This is a genomic window from Beggiatoa alba B18LD, assembly GCF_000245015.1.
GTDB classification, from domain to species: Bacteria; Pseudomonadota; Gammaproteobacteria; order Beggiatoales; family Beggiatoaceae; genus Beggiatoa; species Beggiatoa alba.
The window spans coordinates 3,976,780-3,995,046 of sequence record NZ_JH600070.1 but is presented as its reverse complement, the minus strand read 5'-3'; the positions used below and the strand labels follow the sequence as shown (position 1 = coordinate 3,995,046).

General features: G+C 40.6%; 15 protein-coding genes and 1 tRNA gene. 10 read left to right on the top strand and 6 right to left on the bottom strand.

Annotated features, from left to right (window positions below; genetic code table 11):
* Positions 1 to 443: 443 nt before the first annotated feature.
* The 5 genes from rplT to BEGALDRAFT_RS16435 all read right to left on the bottom strand — a co-directional run bounded on the left by rplT (position 444) and on the right by BEGALDRAFT_RS16435 (position 3,924).
* On the bottom strand, positions 444 to 809 hold the full coding sequence (rplT, locus tag BEGALDRAFT_RS16455; protein ID WP_002691962.1) for a 50S ribosomal protein L20: 366 nt from the start codon (positions 807 to 809) through the stop codon (positions 444 to 446).
* 13 nt (positions 810 to 822) lie between these two features.
* Positions 823 to 1,020, bottom strand: coding sequence for a 50S ribosomal protein L35 (gene rpmI / locus BEGALDRAFT_RS16450; RefSeq protein WP_002691960.1), 198 nt, complete (start codon positions 1,018 to 1,020; stop codon positions 823 to 825).
* A gap of 17 nt (positions 1,021 to 1,037) precedes the next feature.
* Positions 1,038 to 1,598: a translation initiation factor IF-3 gene (infC, locus tag BEGALDRAFT_RS16445; protein WP_002691958.1), complete on the bottom strand. Its 561-nt coding sequence runs from the start codon at positions 1,596 to 1,598 to the stop codon at positions 1,038 to 1,040.
* A 165-nt stretch (positions 1,599 to 1,763) separates the two neighbouring features.
* Positions 1,764 to 3,671 carry a threonine--tRNA ligase gene (gene thrS / locus BEGALDRAFT_RS16440; protein ID WP_002691956.1) on the bottom strand — a complete coding sequence of 636 codons (1,908 nt, stop codon included), beginning with the start codon at positions 3,669 to 3,671 and terminating at the stop codon, positions 1,764 to 1,766.
* A gap of 178 nt (positions 3,672 to 3,849) precedes the next feature.
* A tRNA-Val gene (locus BEGALDRAFT_RS16435) sits at positions 3,850 to 3,924 on the bottom strand.
* Positions 3,925 to 4,068: 144 nt separating this feature from the next.
* On the opposite strand from BEGALDRAFT_RS16435, the gene BEGALDRAFT_RS16430 reads away from it, so the two are divergent.
* Positions 4,069 to 4,734 carry a Tll0287-like domain-containing protein gene (locus tag BEGALDRAFT_RS16430; protein ID WP_002691954.1) on the top strand — a complete coding sequence of 222 codons (666 nt, stop codon included), beginning with the start codon at positions 4,069 to 4,071 and terminating at the stop codon, positions 4,732 to 4,734.
* A 166-nt stretch (positions 4,735 to 4,900) separates the two neighbouring features.
* On the opposite strand, the gene BEGALDRAFT_RS16425 is transcribed toward BEGALDRAFT_RS16430, so the two are convergent.
* Positions 4,901 to 6,976: an OmpA family protein gene (locus tag BEGALDRAFT_RS16425; RefSeq protein ID WP_002691952.1), complete on the bottom strand. Its 2,076-nt coding sequence runs from the start codon at positions 6,974 to 6,976 to the stop codon at positions 4,901 to 4,903.
* 303 nt (positions 6,977 to 7,279) lie between these two features.
* On the opposite strand from BEGALDRAFT_RS16425, the gene BEGALDRAFT_RS16420 reads away from it, so the two are divergent.
* The 9 genes from BEGALDRAFT_RS16420 to BEGALDRAFT_RS16380 all read left to right on the top strand — a co-directional run bounded on the left by BEGALDRAFT_RS16420 (position 7,280) and on the right by BEGALDRAFT_RS16380 (position 18,185).
* Positions 7,280 to 8,116, top strand: a complete 837-nt coding sequence (locus tag BEGALDRAFT_RS16420; RefSeq protein WP_002691950.1) for an urease accessory protein UreD — start codon at positions 7,280 to 7,282, stop codon at positions 8,114 to 8,116.
* 400 nt (positions 8,117 to 8,516) lie between these two features.
* A complete protein-coding gene (locus BEGALDRAFT_RS16415) occupies positions 8,517 to 9,086 on the top strand; it encodes an EF-hand domain-containing protein (RefSeq protein ID WP_002691948.1) in 570 nt (189 codons plus the stop codon).
* Positions 9,087 to 9,361: 275 nt separating this feature from the next.
* Positions 9,362 to 10,987: an ATP-binding protein gene (locus BEGALDRAFT_RS16410; RefSeq protein ID WP_002691946.1), complete on the top strand. Its 1,626-nt coding sequence runs from the start codon at positions 9,362 to 9,364 to the stop codon at positions 10,985 to 10,987.
* Between the two features lie 6 nt (positions 10,988 to 10,993).
* Positions 10,994 to 11,680, top strand: coding sequence for a response regulator (locus tag BEGALDRAFT_RS16405; RefSeq protein ID WP_002691944.1), 687 nt, complete (start codon positions 10,994 to 10,996; stop codon positions 11,678 to 11,680).
* 561 nt (positions 11,681 to 12,241) lie between these two features.
* Complete coding sequence (locus tag BEGALDRAFT_RS16400) at positions 12,242 to 13,288, top strand: hypothetical protein (protein ID WP_002691942.1); 1,047 nt, start codon at positions 12,242 to 12,244, stop codon at positions 13,286 to 13,288.
* A complete protein-coding gene (dprA, locus tag BEGALDRAFT_RS16395) occupies positions 13,285 to 14,427 on the top strand; it encodes a DNA-processing protein DprA (RefSeq protein ID WP_002691940.1) in 1,143 nt (380 codons plus the stop codon). The genes BEGALDRAFT_RS16400 and dprA overlap by 4 nt, the downstream gene beginning before the upstream one ends.
* A 19-nt stretch (positions 14,428 to 14,446) precedes the next feature.
* Positions 14,447 to 14,923 (top strand): DUF494 family protein, encoded by a 477-nt coding sequence (locus tag BEGALDRAFT_RS16390; RefSeq protein ID WP_002691938.1) that lies wholly within the window; start codon positions 14,447 to 14,449, stop codon positions 14,921 to 14,923.
* Between the two features lie 129 nt (positions 14,924 to 15,052).
* Positions 15,053 to 17,368 carry a type I DNA topoisomerase gene (gene topA, locus BEGALDRAFT_RS16385; RefSeq protein WP_002691935.1) on the top strand — a complete coding sequence of 772 codons (2,316 nt, stop codon included), beginning with the start codon at positions 15,053 to 15,055 and terminating at the stop codon, positions 17,366 to 17,368.
* 616 nt (positions 17,369 to 17,984) lie between these two features.
* Positions 17,985 to 18,185, top strand: coding sequence for a hypothetical protein (locus BEGALDRAFT_RS16380; protein WP_002691934.1), 201 nt, complete (start codon positions 17,985 to 17,987; stop codon positions 18,183 to 18,185).
* Positions 18,186 to 18,267: the final 82 nt, after the last annotated feature.

Sequence of the window (18,267 nt, the reverse complement as noted above, 5' to 3'; positions counted from 1 at the left end):
AAGCATGATTCATCTTACTTTTTGGTTTAAGGATTTTAAATTCCGCTAATTCTGTTAATTCTGAAAATCCTGATTCAGACAATGTTGTAATCTTGTCTGGTTAATCTTGATGAAAAACAAGAGAATAATCTCTGCCAGTCCGTCAAACCTTTTCGCGTGTTCCAACAGACCTGCTAGGTTTTCAAAACCTAGCAGGTCTTTTTTTGTCTGAATCAGAATTCACAGAATTTTCAGAACTATAGTAAACGTACCACAAAGTGATTAAATTTAGGACTGGCAGTCCTCACAGGACTGCCAGTCCTTCGCATCGTTTTATAGTGCGTTTACTATATTTTATAAAACTCGCCGAACTCAGGTTATTATCATTGTCCAATAAAAAACGCCCGATTACTTTTTTGAGTAAATCGGGCGTTTTTCTTTAACATCTTGCTGAAGCGATATGCTTATGCGGCTATTGCTAAAGTACTTTTCACTTTATCAGCAATGGCTTTAAAGGCTTCTTTATTGAAAACAGCTAATTCAGCCAACATTTTACGGTCGACCTCAATACCTGCTTTATGTAAGCCATTAATGAAACGGCTGTAGGATAAACCTAACTCACGAGCAGCGGCATTAATCCGCGCAATCCATAAGGCACGGAATTGACGTTTACGTTGCCGACGGTCACGATATGCATATTGCCCCGCTTTGGTAACAGCCTGTTTTGCAACGCGATAAACGTTTTTACGAAAACCGCGATACCCTTTAGCGGCGTTTAAAACCTTTCTATGTCTTGCGCGGGCAGTAACACCACGTTTAACTCTTGCCATGTTGTACTACTCCTTACGCGAAAGGCAATAAACGATTTAACATTGGCACATCAGACTCATGCACCATCGTAGGATGACGTAATTGACGCTTACGTTTGGTGGTTTTCTTGGTCAAAATATGACGGCGATAACTTTGACCATGTTTAAATCCACCTGAAGCTGTGCGCTTGAATCGCTTCGCGGCACCGCTATGAGATTTTAATTTAGGCATATTCTACTACTCCGCATTTATGAGGAAGTTTGTTGTGATTTTTTCGGCGCGACTATCATCACCATCTGCTTACCTTCCATTTTCGCGTATTGTTCAACAATCCCATGTTCTATCAGGTCTTGTTCCACACGTTTTAGCAGTTTCATTCCCAATTCCTGATGGGAAAGTTCACGCCCACGAAACCGTAAGGTTACTTTGGCTTTGTCGCCATCTTCTAGGAAACGTATCAGGTTGCGTAGTTTTACCTGATAATCCCCTTCGTCAGTGCCTGGACGGAATTTAATTTCCTTAATTTGCACCTGTTTTTGTTTTTTCTTCGCACTATGACGCTTTTTATTTTGTTCAAATAAAAACTTGCCATAATCCATAACGCGACAAACGGGTGGTTTGGCGTTAGGGACGATTTCTACCAAATCTAATTCTGCGTCAGTCGCGAGTTGCTGCGCATCCCGAATCGAGACGATTCCGACTTGATTACCTTCTGCGTCAATTAAACGCACTTTTGGCGCAGTAATCTGCTCATTTAAGCGCGTCTGTTTATCCTTTTCCGTTGCGATGAAACAGCCCTCCAAAGTCATTAAACGTACTATTTCCTGTTTAACTACTACTCAGTTCACTTGGAACTAAGGAGTTAAAGACTCTATAGTCTAGCGTAAAATTACTTTACACACGAGATATAAAGTAAAAAAATTTACTTTCTTTTATATGTATAGAAGAAAGCAGTAAAAAATCAGATTTATCGATTATTGGTAAGGTGCTAATTCAGTATTCAGGGATTGGATAAACGCCTCTAATGACATTGTGCCCTTATCTTCACCTTTTAGCGTCCGTAAAGCGATTTGTTGGTTTTCCATTTCACGATTACCCACAACCACCAAATAAGGAACTCGGTTTAAAGTATTCTCACGAATCTTTAAGTTAATCTTTTCATTGCGTAAATCACTGATAGCGCGGAAACCTTGTTGATTGAGTTGCTCTGTAATTTGGCGGGCATATTCAGCTTGTTGGTCGGTAATGTTCATGACAGCAACTTGTACAGGCGCAAGCCATAAAGGGAATATCCCCGCGTGTTCTTCAATCAGAATCCCGATAAAGCGTTCAAATGAGCCTAAAATAGCTCGGTGCAACATAACAGGCACTTGACGGCTACCATCAGCGGCGACGTATTCAGCACTTAATCGCGCAGGCATGGAGAAGTCAACTTGAATCGTGCCACATTGCCACACACGCCCGATGCAGTCTTTGAGTGAAAACTCAATCTTAGGACCATAAAACGCGCCTTCACCGGGTTGCAAGTCAAAGGCTAATCCTTTGTTTTGTAAGGCGACAGCTAAAGCATTTTCTGCTTTATCCCAGTCTGTTTCGCTACCTACCCGTTTTTCAGGACGGGTTGATAATTTGATGATAATTTCTTTAAAGCCAAAATCGGCATAAACTTTATAAACTAAATCAATGAAGTTTGAAACTTCGCTTTGAATTTGCTCATCCGTGCAGAAAATATGCGCGTCGTCTTGGACAAAATTGCGAATTCGCATTAGTCCGTGTAATGTGCCTGATGGTTCATTACGATGACAAGAGCCAAACTCAGCTAATCGCAAGGGTAAATCGCGGTAGCTCTTTAAGCCTTGGTTAAAAATCTGAATATGACATGGGCAATTCATGGGCTTAATGGCATAGTCCCGATTTTCGGAATGGGTCGTAAACATCCCTTCACGGAATTTGTCCCAATGTCCTGAGCGTTCCCATAAAGAACGGTCAACAATTTGGGGAGTATGAACTTCTTGGTAGCCATTTTTGCGCAGAATGCGACGGATATATTGTTGAATCGCAAGATATAATGTCCAGCCTTTATCGTGCCAGAAAATCATGCCAGGGGCTTCTTCTTGAATATGGAATAAATTCAATTGCTTGCCCAATTTGCGATGGTCGCGTTTTTCTGCTTCTTCTAAACGGTGTAAATAATCGTCTAACTCTTTCTTTTTCGCCCAAGCCGTCCCATAAACCCGCTGGAGCATTTCATTATTGGAGTCACCCCGCCAATAAGCACCCGCCAATTTCATGAGTTTAAAGGCTTTTAACTTGCCTGTGCTGGGCACGTGAGGGCCGCGACATAAGTCAATAAAATCACCTTGTTGATATAAGGAAATGGGTTCATTGCTGGGAATAGAAGCGATAATTTCCGCCTTATATTCTTCTCCCATTTCACGGAAGAAGTTAACGGCTTCGTCACGAGGCATTAAGGAACGAGTAACGGGGTAATCTTTTTCGACTAACTCTTCCATTTTCGCTTGAATCTTTTCTAAGTCTTCAGGCGTAAAACGTTTTTCTCTGGCAAAGTCGTAATAAAAACCATCATCAACCACAGGTCCAATGGTTACTTGTGTATCGGGATAAAGTTGTTTAACCGCTTGTGCCATGAGATGCGAACAAGAATGGCGGATGATTTCTAAGCCTTCGGGGTCTTTATCCGTGATAATAGCGACATCTGCATCAGTGTCCACGGTAGTTGTTGTATCCACTAAACGTCCGTTCACTTTGCCAGCTAATGCGGCTTTCGCGAGTCCTGCACCAATGTTGGCAGCAATTTCTGCTACCGTAACGGGGTGGTCAAACTGACGTTGACTACCATCAGGTAAGGTAATGTTTAGCATGATAATTTTATTTGATTTGAATGAAGTGGACAACGATTAAAAATCAACAATAACGCTACTTAAAATAAAGTAAGATGCGTGTTATGTTATAGATTTTAGGGATTTAATACTAATGGTAGTATAGGACATAACTTAATATTTTATCCCAAACTACATTTTAAGGAAGGAGTTAAAAATTTGGTAGGCACGAGTGGGATCGAACCACCGACCACCACCATGTCAAGGTGATGCTCTACCACTGAGCTACGCGCCTACTGCTTGACTTGAAGACAACATAATAGTTTATAGATAACGTTATGTCAAATAAATTTTATACTTTGCGTTAAATTTCTTTCTGCAATTTTCATATATTAGTATATACTAATATTGTTAGTATAAAATCGTAGGAGATAACTTTATGAAAAAAATGTTAATTATATTTAGTCTGATGGCAATACTTCCCTGTCAAGCAACGGAGCTAGCGGGGTTAAATGCGGCAGAACAGCAAGCGTTAGAAAGTCAAGTCGTTGCGCATTATCGTCATATGACTAAGCAACTCGGCGGCACTTTATTAAAGACTTTGCAGACAACGATGCAAACAGAAGGCGCGGTAAATGCAATTGCGGTTTGTCGTGAACAAGCTCCTGTGATTGCAAAAGGTATTGCTGAAGAAAATCATTTGAGTATCAAACGAGTAAGTTTAAAAAATCGCAATCCACATAATGGTTTAAGTGCAGATACACAGGAAGCAAGCGTGTTACAAAATTTTGCGGAACGTCAAGCAAAAGGTGAAGATTTAACACAGGTAGATAAACTAACCGTGATTGATGTCAATGGTCAGCCTTATTACCAATTTATGAAAGCGATTCCAACAGGCACAGTTTGTTTAACCTGTCATGGCGCGAATGTGGATGCTGCGTTATATAGCAAAATTAAAGAATATTATCCTGATGATAAAGCCATTGGATTTAAAGAAGGGGAATTACGGGGCGCATTTGTCATCACTCAGGCGGTTAGCGAAGCCGCTGCTTTATATAAAGCAGGTAAATTACAACCTGTTACACCGACTGAAACACAGAAGTAGAAAAGACAGATAGGCATAAAAAAACCTGATAAGCTCATCACTACCAGGTTTTTTTATTGATAAAAACATAAGACTCAATGAAATATAGTAACCGTACCATAAAGTGATTTAAATCTAGGACTGCTAGTCTTCCATGTCGTTTTATAATACGTTTGCTATATTGTGCTTATTCCATTGGCATAATTAGAATTTCAACCCGACGATTTTGTTTACGCCCTGTGGCTGTCGCGTTGTCTGCAATCGGATGTTCTTTACCTAAGCCTTGACTATTCATTAAGGATTCATCAACACCTCTATTGATTAAACCCTGTTTTACGCTATCCGCACGTTGTTGAGACAGCATTAAATTTGTATCCGCGTTGCCACTAGCATCGGTATGTCCTTCAATTAAAATCTTGCGTTGTGGCAATGCTTTCAGTAAATCTGCAACTTTATTTAACAGCGCAACATCTTCAGGCAATGTAGCTTTACCACTGGCAAAAGGTAAATCACGTAAAATTAAGCGAATTCCACGCTCTGTATATTCTCCACCTAAAGCAACAACTTGTCCGGCAGTTTGCCGTAATTGTGCTTGTGCGAGTTCGGCAGTTTCTGCACGTTTTTCAGCAAGGATGGCTTTTTCTTCTGCTTGAGTAACAACTGTTTGTAATTTTTCTAATTCTGCTTTTAATGTGTCGTTTTGAATGTGGGCTTGTTTTGCTTCTTCTGTGCTGGCTTCAAGCGCGGTTTCTAACTGCTTAATTTTCGTGTGAGCCTCATGTAATGTGGCTTGTGTACTGCTAATTTTTTCTGTTAACTCCGTGTTGAGTGCTTGCATTTTAGTTTCTACTTCGCTCAACGTTTCATGTGCAATAGCTGTTTTAGTTTCCGCTTGTTGAAGTTTGAGCGTTAAGACATCTACTGTTTCCGTTGCTTCAAGCAATTTTTTATCGGCAAGGCTTAATTGTTCGCTTTGTTCAGCCGTTAAATTTTCAATAGTTTGACGTAGTTGTAAAACCGATTCTGCTGATTTTTCTTGGGATTGTTTGGCTGTTTCAACTTCTTGCGCTAGGGTTGTGATTTGTTGACGTTGACTGTCTTCTGTATCACGTGCGGTTCGCATGGCATTGACAAACTCTGCTTGTGCGCTATAAGTCTGTTTTTTAAACGTTTCTAGCGTGGTTTCTGTCTCTTGTAATGCAGTTTGTTTTTGTTGCAATTCTGCTTGATAGTCTTGCTTCATTTTATCTAACGTTTCCGTTAGTTTTTTAACCGCTTCTTGGTTTAATGTTTCAATTTGCTTTTCATAATCGGCTTTTAGGGTTTTAATGGTTTCTTCGGCGGTTTTTAAAGCGGTTTCTTTATCAGCGATGATAGATTTTAATTCGGTTTCTTGGGTGCTCAGTTTTTGCTGAGTGTCGCTTAACATAGTTTCTGTTGTTTGCAACGCTGTTTTAGCTGTTTCTAAGGCTTGCGCTTGTTCATTCGCTTTTTGTTCAGCTTGTTGGCGAGTATCAGTTAATACGGTTTCTGCTTGAGTGAGGGCTTGTTCTAATTCAGCAAGTTTTGTGGTTAATGCTTGTTTTTCTGTCTCTAATTGCGTCAGTGCTGTTTGTGCTTGTGTGTGTAATGCCGTTTGTTCAGATAATTCCGTCGTTAATTTATCTTTTTCTGCTTGTAATGCATTTTGTTGGGTTTGTATCTTTTCTAATTCAGCTTTCAAAGTTGCTTGTGTTGCTTGTAGCTGTTTCAAATTCGCTTCACTATCTGCCAGTGTTTTTTCAACGGTTTGTTTTTCTGTATTAAGCTGTACTATTTGTTTGGCATGTGCTTCTTTTTCTTGATTGTTTGTCTTTTGTAAATCGGCAATGATAGCTTCTGCTTTGGTTTGGAGGTGTGATAATTCCGCTTCGGTTTTTGCTAGTGCTTGTTTGGTGGCATCTACCGTGTGACGTGCTTCGACCAGTTCAGATTCATATTGAATCCGTAAGTCTTCTATTGCACGTTGTAGCATGAACACATTTTGTTGTGTCGCTTGGGCTTCTGTTTGAGATTGTTGTAAGCGGTTTAATAGTCCATCGGCTTCCGTTGCAGAACTTGTTATTGTGGTGGTGAGTGTTTGCTCTGTGCTGGTGCTTGGGGTTGCTGTTTCGTCAAGTGTGATACCTGCAAAACTGAGGTTATAAAAAGCCAATAAACCGAGAGAGATAACGAATAGGGTTCGACTTATCCATATTAGATTGACAGGTTTAACTATCTGCATTTTGTCTTCTCCTAATAGCATTTGATTAAAGGTGGTTTCTGTATGCAAGTGCGATATATTAGACTTGCAAGATGTTGAGGATAGAGAAGTTATTTATTATTTTTGTAAAAATAGCTTAATGTTATGGGTTATAGCAATTTCATATTGGGACAACATGACATCATGAATTTTGTCTGTTCGCTTCCTGAAAATCCTGATTCAGACAAAAGCGTTAAGATTATAATTTTATCATGAATGAATGCGGTACGTTTTTGAACGGTTTTCGATACAATAACACTTTTTTGACTACCATACGCCTAAACTATGACACAAGATACTTGGCAAGCACGGTTGCAACTTTATTTTACCCGTACACCAACCCGCACCGTTTTAAGCCAACGTCATCATCAAGGACCGTTGCAGGTACAACGCCCGTTTTATCCTGAAAGTAATGATACTTGTCATGTGTATTTATTACATCCACCCGCTGGCATTGTTGGCGGTGACCAGTTACAGATACAAGTTCATGTTGCGACGGCGGCAAATGTTTTGTTGACCACACCTGCTGCAACAAAGTTATATACCCATCCTGATGTATTTTCTCAACAAACGATACAGCTTTCTGTCGCAGATAATGCCGTATTGGAATGGTTTCCACAGGAGACTATCGCTTTTGAAAATAGTCGTAGTCGTAGTGAAATTGAGGTGATGTTACATACTGATAGCATATTTATGGGGTGGGATATTGTTTGTTTAGGACGGTCAGCCAGTCATGCGCCTTTTACACAAGGTGAGTTTCAACAAAGATTGAAGATTCAGCGTGTCAAACAACGCTTGTGGATTGAACGCGCTCATTATCAGGGGGGAAGCCCTTTGTTGCATCAGATGTGGGGGTTGGCTAATCAACCTGTCATTGGTAGTTTTTTTACAGTTGCGCCCTTTAATAGTGAGATGCAAGATACTGTACGGCAGGCATTAATACCGTGGTTGCAACAGTCGCGCTGTTTATGTGCCATAACGATTATGGAAGATTTATTAGTTGCACGCTATTTGGGGCAACATGCCGAAGAGGCAAAAGCCTTTTTTATTGATTTGTGGCGGGTGATTCGTCCAATGGTTGCAAACCGTGTTGCTTGTCCGCCACGTATTTGGGCAACTTAACATAACCTGAGTACGGCGAGATTCTTTTAAAAAGACAAGCATTTATCTGAATCAGGATTTTCAGAATTAACAGAATTTAAAACCCTTAAAACCAAGAAATGAATGCGAATCACGCTTTTTAATTCTGTGAATTCTGATTCAGACAAAAAAAGACCTGCTAAGTTTTAAAAAACCTAGCAAGTCACTGTTTATTTATTACAAATATCGCCTAACTCAGGTTAAAATAACGATTCCATAAAATCTTCACAATTTCCTCAAAAAACTTCCGCATTTCCCTCGCATACTTACCACCATCCAAAACGCAATTAACGAAATTAACGATACCCACTGTATGAACAAGCATTCATGCAACCAATTCGCTAATTGCCTCCTTAAACAACCATATGTAGAGGGAAGTATCATGTTACAAAGAACGACAATTTATGCCGCTTTAGTATTTGCTTTATCAACCAGTACGGTCGCTTTTGCAAGAGGCGGAAATCCTCCTCCCCCTCCAATTCCTGATGAAATTGTTGCGCAATACGATACCGACCAAGATGGCGTATTAAGCGAAACAGAAATGCAAACCTTACGGACTGCTGAGTTTACCAGTGCAGATACAAATAGTGATGGCAGTTTAAGCCTGAGTGAACTTCAAGGTGCTGAAAGTAGTAAAAAAAGTACGCGGATTAGTCAAGCATTCACCAGTTTAGATACAGATGGTAATGGTGTGCTTAGTGCCTCAGAATTTGTTGCAAATCAACCTGATGAAGCAAGCGCTACGTTAGCAACCTTATTCGCATTAGCAGATACTAATGGCGATGCAGGGTTAAGCCTCACTGAATTTACCGTATTGAGAAGTGAAGAGGGTCGTTTATGGCAACATTTTGCACATTTAGACCTAGATGGTAACGGTGTTATTTCTCAAGAAGAATTTACGACAATGCCACCAGCTCCCCAAGGCGGTGAAGGACGTGGCAGACATCCTTAAAGCAGTAGGATGCGATGATAACATTATGATGAAAATGTAACGGACATTAATTGTGAATAATAAAGAAGTTGCTTTTTAGTCATTAACGGGTTCTTAAGGGAAAGTGTTTGACCACTGGGGTGTATAATCTCAGTGGTCTTTTTTATCGACCCAAGAAACTATAGTAAACGCACTATAAAACGACATGAAGGACTGGCAGTCCTCACAGGACTGCCAGTCCTAGATTTAAATCACTTTATGGTACGGTTACTATAAAGTGACTGAGGGTAGAAAAAATGAAATTTGGGTTGCTAGCTAAGTTCTTTCTCGCATTACTTTTCAGCAGTACATTAGTCGCCATTGCCATGGCGATTTCTGCGCACTGGAGTTTTCGTGCGGGTTTTATGGAATATTTACAGAATGTCGATGCTGAAAAATTAGCAAAAGTACGATTAGCATTAGAAAATGAATATGCCATCAAAAAAAACTGGTCGTTTTTATCGCCCAAAAAATGGCATGAGTTTTTAGATAAACAGTTAGGCGAAGAATTTCACCCCCTACAGCCAAATGAGATGTTTCCCCACCCCAAACCGCCCGATGATAGGTTTATGCGGGATGACAACCCATTTTTTGAGAGGGGAGCACCACCGCCATTGATGCGTGCACCGCCACCTAATCAAAATGCAGAACGGCATGAACCCCGCGACCCAAATAATGCGCCATTGCCCAATTTTCCACGCGAACCGCCACCCCACGAAGGGCGAGAAAAATTTTTGCCCAAATTATTACCCCTGTCTTTACGTCCTCGCTTGCGATTATTGTCGGCAGATAAAAAATTTATTGTTGGTACGCCAATCATTTATTCTAGCGAGGAATTAAAAGCGAATAAGATGAGAGAGATTTCTGTCCCAATTAACGACAGAGCGCAACGAACTATTGGCTGGTTAGTGTTAGGACAAGGTGAGTTAGAAACAGATGAATTAGCCACCAGTTTTTTAAAACAGCAAACACAAACATATTATTTAATTGCAGCCCTAGTCGTACTCATTACAACACTGACTTCTTTATTTTTAGCACGACAATTATTAATCCCCGTTCAACGTATCACAACAGCCGCTCGTCATTTAAGCGCGGGACAATATCAAACACGGGTAATGGTAAACAGTCGGGACGAATTAGGACAATTAGCCAATGATTTTAATTTGCTTGCCTACACGTTAGAACGGAATGAAACCGCTCGTCGACAATGGATTGCCGATATTTCGCACGAATTGCGCACGCCATTAGCGATATTACGGGGGGAAGTTGAAGCCATTCAGGATGGTATCCGACAATTTAATATGGATACGTTAAAATCGCTACATGTTGAAGTCTTGGGACTAGGAAAATTAGTTGATGATTTATATGAGCTTGCACTCTCCGATATTGGCGCATTGGATTATCGACGTGAAAAAATAGACATTCTAGCCTTAATCGAAGATATCTTTAGCATTTTTCAAATTCGCTTACAACAACATCAATTACAACTACAGAATCAAACCGAACTAACTAGCCCTGTCTATTGCCAATTAGATGCACGTCGCTTTATGCAACTACTCCATAATCTGTTAGAAAATAGTTTGCGTTATACCGATGCAGGGGGAAAAGTTGTGATTAGTACGGCATTATCTTCAACGCAAGAAACTATTATCATCACCCTCGAAGATACGCCGCCCAGTGTCCCCACAGAAGCCCTCCCAAATTTATTTGAACGCTTATATCGTGTGGATAAATCAAGAAGTCGCGCGTTAGGCGGGGCGGGGCTTGGTTTAGCCATTTGTAAAAATATTGTTGAAGCACATAACGGCACGATTCAAGCGTTTCATGCCTCATTAGGTGGATTAGGCATCCGTATTGAACTGCCCTTATTAAAACAGAGCTAAAACAACATGGAAAATACACAACGCACGATTTTAATCGTAGAAGACGAGCCAAAACTTGCACATTTATTAGAAGATTACTTACATCAAGCGGGCTTTATCACACATTGGCTAGCAGATGGGGCACTGGTTCTACCATGGTGTGAGCAAAACAGCGTTGACCTTATTATTTTAGATTTAATGCTACCCAATAAAGATGGCATTGAAATTTGCCGCGAATTACGCAGAACATCCCATATTCCCATTATGATGGCGACGGCACGAGTTGAAGAAATTGACCGCTTACTAGGATTAGAACTAGGGGCTGATGATTACATTTGCAAACCTTACAGCCTGCGCGAAGTGATAGCCAGAGTCAGAGCAATTTTGCGTCGGGTCACACAAGTACAAGCTACCTTAGAAGACCCACAAACAGGCTTTGTCATTGATGAAGAACGCTACACGATTCATTATCAAGGACACGCATTAGACCTAACCCCAGCCGAGTTTCGCCTACTCAGCACCCTACTGAGTGCATCAGGACGTGTTTATTCACGCTCACAACTATTAGACCGACTATATGAAGACAACCGCATTGTCACTGACCGCACGGTTGACAGCCATATTAAAAATTTACGTAAAAAGCTCGCCGAATTAGCCCCAGATACAGAGATGATTCGCTCGATTTATGGGGTAGGGTACAAAATTGAGTTATAAAACAAGCTAAAGATTGTCTGAATCAGGATTTTCAGAATTAACAGAATTTAAAACTCTGAAACAAAAAGAAATAAAAAAACTAACGTGAATCACGCTTTTTAATCCTAACCCGAGTACGGCGAGATAATAGATATAAAATAGAGGATTAATGATAAAAGCTGAATAAAAGCGGACTAGAAGAAATAAAAAGTTGTACCTAAAGGAAAAGTAAGAATAATGGAACATCACCAAACGCCCATCACGACTTTCCAAAGGTACAACTAAAAAATGTAGGGTGGAATAGCGAAGCGTATTCCACCATACGATTTATAATCTGTTTTTACTCAGTTTTTGCAGAATTTCAAGGTGGAATACGCTTCGCTATTCCACCCTACAACATTCAACCTGTTGTCTTTTTAAAAGAAACTCGCAGAATTCAGGTTAAGTGAAGCGTGTCCTTAACGCCTTCTCTAAAAATAGAGAAAATCTACACGATAGATTGCTGTTTTATGATGACCTTGATACTCTTTAAATAAATCTGCCTGTACTTTTCCAAAACAGCCCATAAACAGAACCAAAGCTATGAAAAAGCTGATACTTTCCTCATTACTCCTACTCTGTTCCTCCACAAGCTATGCAACTATTTTACTGCTTAGCCCTGAAACAAAATTCGTTGCTAGCCCACCGAATAGATATGTCGTCAACGCTGGCGAAAGTTTAGCGAATGTTGCTGCACAATTCGTTACTAATCCTGATATTGTTCTACAATATTGGCAAGAATCTATTTATCTGCCTGATGACCAACTCCCCCAAGTCCGTGCTGGCGATATTGTCAGCCTTATCAAACAAGGGGAAGATTTTGCCCTTCAAATCAAAGAAGGACGCGACGTAAAGCTATTACCTGCGGAACGCGCTTCTTCTAATAAAAACACTGCTCCCCCTGTTTTACCCACAGAAGTTATTCAACAATTCCTTAATCGCCCGCGCATAGTCACTGATGATGAATTAGAAAAAGCTGGCTATATCGTTGGAAATGCGGATAAATCTTTATTAGCGAGTATGGGTTCTAAACTTTACGTTCGCGGTTTAGACGAAATGGAAGACAACGAAAAAGGGGCAGAATACGCAATTATTCGTCTTGGTCAAGTTTTACAAAATCCACTGGATGGCGAGATATTAGCACATGAAGCCATTTTTTTAGGCGATGCCAAACTCACCGTAGAAGGCGACCCTGCCACATTACTGGTTACTCATTCTCAACGAGAAATCCGCGATGGCGATATCATTATGCCCATAGTGAATAATGAGTATAATCAAGATTTTGTTTTATCATCACCTGACGAACTAGAAGACGGGCAAATTATCGCTTTAGTTGATGGCGTTTCTCAAATTGGACAATATCAAATTGTTGTTATTAATAAAGGCGAAGACGACGGCATTGAAATTGGTCATGTGTTACAAGTTCTCCATGCAGGTGGTATAAAAGAAGACCGAGGAGAAGCCATTAAAATGCCCAGTGAAAGTGCTGGAACGATGATGATTTTTAAAACCTTTGACCGAGTAAGCTACGGCGTTATTACCAACGCAACGCTTGCAATTCAACTGCATGATGAAGTGGCAATTCCTTGATTGCATCGACTATCAATGTGACCGATATTGAATACTGGTTATTACTTGCTCGTGCGCCAACTGTTGGTCCTGTTACCTTCTTACGTTTTCTCAAACATTTCGGTTCGCCCCGCAACACGATGACCGCAGGGCGTGCCGAATGGGCAGCCTTAGGTATTAAAGGCGAACTTTTACACTATTTAGAAAACCCTGACAAAAGCGCGATAGAAAAAGATTTACACTGGTTATCCTTAGATAATAACTACATAATCACCTTTGCAGACGCACACTATCCCCACCGTTTGAGCGAAATTCATGACCCCCCCCCGATTCTTTTTGTTCATGGGGATTACACCTTACTAAATAGTCAACAAGTTGCAATGGTCGGCACGCGCAATCCTAGCCATTTAGGAAAAGAAATTGCCTACGATTTTGCAAAAAACTTAGCACAAGCGGGGTTTACGATTACCAGCGGTCTTGCTTTAGGTATCGATGCCTACAGCCATCAAGGTGCATTAGCCGCGACAGGACGCACCATTGCCGTAGCGGGAACAGGATTAGACCGCGTTTATCCCGCACAAAATCGTGAACTCGCGCACCAAATCGCTCAAACAGGGGTATTAATTTCAGAATTACCCCTAGGCACACCTGCAAAAACCCAACATTTCCCCCGTCGTAATCGCATTATCAGTGGGTTAAGCATTGGCACACTCGTTGTAGAAGCCTCATTGCGTAGCGGCTCACTCATCACGGCACGTCAAGCCGTAGAACAAGGACGTGATGTTTTTGCAATTCCAGGCTCTATTCATAATCCCTTAGCAAAAGGTTGTCATGCACTGATAAAAGAAGGCGCGAAATTAGTAGAAACGGCTGCCGATGTTATAGAAGAACTCTTTCTCCATTTACCCAAACAACCTGAAACCCCCGCATATCCATCAGCTACACTTCCTCCTTCTGAAAAACGCTACACCCAGCACACTGAGTTAGATAGCGATTACCAGCGTTTATTAGAATATTTATATACAGAAGCGCAATCGATTGATAATCTAGTCGAGCTGAGTGGATTGACCGCTGAGGCGGTTTCCTCCATGCTGTTAATTTTAGAATTGCAAGGGCTTGTTGCCTCACAAGCAGGCGGGCTTTATGTACGGCTTTCCTAAGCTGACGGAGATAAATTGAGTGGAAGATAATATTTTAGATATTTTGATGTATCTGTTTGAAAATTACATGGATGAAGATAACCGTATCAGTACAGAACACGATGTGCTTTATGTAGAACTGACAGAAGCTGGTTTTTCTGGTACAGCAGTTCAAAAAGCCTTGACATGGCTTGTCGGGCTAGTTTCACGTCCAGACTCACAAGATACTAAAAAACAAAATATTGCTTCTATTCGAATTTATATAGAAGAAGAAATAGCTAAATTAGACCTAGAATGCCGTGGTTTCCTGCTTTTTCTGGAACAAATTGGCGTTTTAGACCCCCTAAACCGCGAATTAGTCTTAGACCGTGTAATGGCACTAGAAACTGACGAACTTTCTTTAGAAGACCTAAAATGGGTCATTCTCATGGTGCTCTTTAACCAACCAGATCATGAAACCGCATTTTCATGGATTGAAGAACTTGTCTATGAAGAAATGGCGGGACAACTACACTAAACAACGTGAATAGTGTGACTAACAACCGTATTACAGTCGTTAAAAACAAATTATTGTTTGAAAAAACAGGGATATCACCTTATGTTATGACCCTGTTCATCATTTCCTTTCACCAGAGTTAAATTTGTTGTGGCTAAGAATCTTGTTATTGTTGAGTCTCCCGCAAAAGCGAAGACGATAGAAAAATACTTAGGTAAAGACTTTACCGTTACGGCATCGTATGGACACGTGCGCGACCTACTACCCAAATCAGGCGCGGTTGACCCTGATAATGCGTTTGCCATGAATTATCAATTGATAGAAAAAAATAGCAAACACGTTGAAACAATAAAAAAAGCAATCAAGCAAGCGGATACACTCTATTTAGCAACTGACCCTGACCGTGAAGGTGAGGCGATTTCATGGCATTTGTACGAAATTCTTAAAGAAAATAATCTGATTGGCAAAAAGCCAGTTCATCGCGTTGCTTTTTACGAAATTACGCAACAAGCAGTACAAGATGCTATTGCACATCCGCGTAGTCTTTCCTCTGAATTAATTAATGCACAACAAGCACGGCGTGCATTAGATTACCTTGTCGGTTTTAACCTCTCCCCTTTACTTTGGAAAAAAATTCGGCGCGGACTTTCAGCTGGGCGAGTACAAAGTCCCGCTTTACGGCTGATTGCAGAACGTGAACAAGAAATTGAAGCGTTTAAACCCCTTGAATATTGGACAATAGAAGCGGATAACGAAAAAGAAAAACAAAAATTTGTCGCAAAATTAAATCAATACAAGGGCGAAAAACTCACACAATTCAGCATTAATAATACTGAACAAGCCCATCATGCCCGTGATGAATTAATAACCCTTGCTGATGGTAAGCTCATTGTCAGCAAAGTTGAGAAAAAGCAACGTAAACGCCAACCGACTGCCCCTTTTACAACCTCAACGCTACAACAAGAAGCCGCCCGCAAATTGGGATTTGCCTCGAAAAAAACCATGCAAGTAGCGCAACAACTCTATGAAGGGATTGATATTGGTGATGGTGCTGTGGGTTTAATTACCTATATGCGGACTGACTCAGTAAATCTAGCTGATGAAGCCATTGCCGATATTCGTGACGTTATCGAAAAACGTTACGGAAAAGATAATTTACCGAAAAACCCTGTCCAGTATAAAACCAAAGCAAAAAATGCGCAGGAAGCCCACGAAGCTATCCGCCCGACCAGTGCACACCGTTACCCAGATACGCTCGCAAAAGTCTTAACCATAGACCAACTTAAACTTTATACCCTCATTTGGCAACGGACCATTGCCTGTCAAATGACCCCCGCGATTTTAGACACCGTTGCAGTCGACCTTGCCTGTGGAGAAGGTAATAATTTTCGTGCGAATGGCTCTACATTAGTACATGCTGGTTTTATGGCGGTATATCAAGAGGGCGTTGATGATAGCAAACAAGGGGATGAAGATGAAAAAATGCTCCCCCCCCTAGAAGTTGGTGAACAAGTTAAAGTCGCAAATATTCGCGCAGAACAACACTTTACAGAACCCCCACCCCGCTACTCAGAAGCAAGCTTAGTAAAAGCCTTAGAAGAGTTTGGCATTGGTCGCCCTTCCACCTACGCAACGATTATTTCAACCTTACTACAACGTGAATATGCCATTTTAGATAAAAAACGCTTTTATCCAACTGATGTTGGTAGAATCGTTAATAAATTTCTAACCGAGCATTTTCAACGCTATGTCGATTACAACTTTACTGCTCAATTAGAAGACGAATTAGATGCAATCTCTCGCGGGGAAAAAGAATGGATACCCGTGATGGACAAATTCTGGAAAAAGTTTAAAAAACTCGTCGACGAAAAAACGGAAACCGTACAACGTAAAGATGTCACACAAGAAGTATTAGATGAAGCTTGCCCAAAATGTGGGAAACCACTCACAAAACGGTTAGGCAAGCGCGGTTCATTTATAGGTTGTTCTGCTTATCCTGATTGTGATTACACCCGCAATATTGATGGCGATAACAGCAACCCAGCACCCGCAGTAGAAGCCGTTGTTGTTGAAGGACGCGCTTGCCCCTTATGCAATTCCGCGTTACATGTCAAACAAGCACGCAATGGCAGCAAATTTATTGGCTGTAGCAATTATCCCACCTGTAAACATACAGAACCGATGCCAGAAGATAATACGGGTGTTACATGTCCTGCCTGCAAAACAGGAACGCTAGTGCGACGCAAATCGCGGTTTGGGACGTTTTTCTATTCATGCTCAACCTATCCGACATGCAATTACGCCGTTTCGCACCAACCTATCGCCGAACCCTGCCCACAATGTGGCTCACCCATTTTGACGTTAAAAGTCACAAAACGATGGGGAACTCAAAAAGTATGCCCAAACAAGAGCTGTGGTTTTGTAGAGAATGTGGCAACAGTAACAGAACCAACAACAGCGGAATAAGATAAGACTTTTTACCGACAGACCTGCTAGGTTTTCAAAACCTAGCAGGTTTTTTTGTCTGAATCAGAATTCACAGAATTAGCAGAATTAACAGAATTTAAACCCCTTAAACCAAAAAATTAAGGTGAATCATGCTTTTTAATTCTGCTTACCGACAGACCTGCTAGGTTTTCAAAACCTAGCAGGTTTTTTTTTGTCTGAATCAGAATTCACAGAATTAGCAGAATTAACAGAATTTAAACCCCTTAAACCAAAAAGTTAAAGTGAATCATGCTTTTTAATTCTGCTAATTCTGAAAATTCTGTGAATTCTGATTCAGACAACTTGTTGTCTTCTTAAAAGAAATTCGCCAAACTCAGGTTAATGATAAAACTGAAAAAAGCAGAAGGGCTGAAATAAAAAAGTTGTACCTAAAGAAAAACAAGCATAATGGAACATCATCAAATGCTCCCCACTGTTTTAAATACTTTTTCGCAATATTGGGGTTGTCATCGCTTTACTGTTTTTTTAATGAAGTTGTATCAATATCAAGTTATCTCTATCGTAGGGATAAACGGGAATAATAGAATAATCCTTTAAAATCAAGAAGAGAGTTCTACTTTTCGAGGGTCGTAAAATGGGCGGTTTTTTTGAAAAACGATATTTATATTTTATTGATTTAATTATATATTTTATTATGCAAGAAATATGCAAAAGAGTTCTACTTTTTTGGGTGATTTTTCATGAAAATTTTGGCTTGCAAGCAAGTGAAAAATATGCGATTATTTTGACCGTCGGGGTTACAGCTAGTTCGCCAAAGCAGGCGGTTGAAACTTAGAATCTCCTCGCTAATATTCGAATAACTCACGTTACAGCTAGTTCGCCAAAGCAGGCGGTTGAAACGCGCACTATCGATCTCG

Coding starts and splice junctions, on each gene's coding strand:
- rplT (WP_002691962.1), bottom strand. CDS start 809: ATGGCAAGAGTTAAACGTGGTGTTACTGCCCGCGCAAGACATAGAAAG.
- rpmI (WP_002691960.1), bottom strand. CDS start 1,020: ATGCCTAAATTAAAATCTCATAGCGGTGCCGCGAAGCGATTCAAGCGC.
- infC (WP_002691958.1), bottom strand. CDS start 1,598: ATGACTTTGGAGGGCTGTTTCATCGCAACGGAAAAGGATAAACAGACG.
- thrS (WP_002691956.1), bottom strand. CDS start 3,671: ATGCTAAACATTACCTTACCTGATGGTAGTCAACGTCAGTTTGACCAC.
- BEGALDRAFT_RS16430 (WP_002691954.1), top strand. CDS start 4,069: ATGAAAAAAATGTTAATTATATTTAGTCTGATGGCAATACTTCCCTGT.
- BEGALDRAFT_RS16425 (WP_002691952.1), bottom strand. CDS start 6,976: ATGCAGATAGTTAAACCTGTCAATCTAATATGGATAAGTCGAACCCTA.
- BEGALDRAFT_RS16420 (WP_002691950.1), top strand. CDS start 7,280: ATGACACAAGATACTTGGCAAGCACGGTTGCAACTTTATTTTACCCGT.
- BEGALDRAFT_RS16415 (WP_002691948.1), top strand. CDS start 8,517: ATGTTACAAAGAACGACAATTTATGCCGCTTTAGTATTTGCTTTATCA.
- BEGALDRAFT_RS16410 (WP_002691946.1), top strand. CDS start 9,362: ATGAAATTTGGGTTGCTAGCTAAGTTCTTTCTCGCATTACTTTTCAGC.
- BEGALDRAFT_RS16405 (WP_002691944.1), top strand. CDS start 10,994: ATGGAAAATACACAACGCACGATTTTAATCGTAGAAGACGAGCCAAAA.
- BEGALDRAFT_RS16400 (WP_002691942.1), top strand. CDS start 12,242: ATGAAAAAGCTGATACTTTCCTCATTACTCCTACTCTGTTCCTCCACA.
- BEGALDRAFT_RS16380 (WP_002691934.1), top strand. CDS start 17,985: ATGGGCGGTTTTTTTGAAAAACGATATTTATATTTTATTGATTTAATT.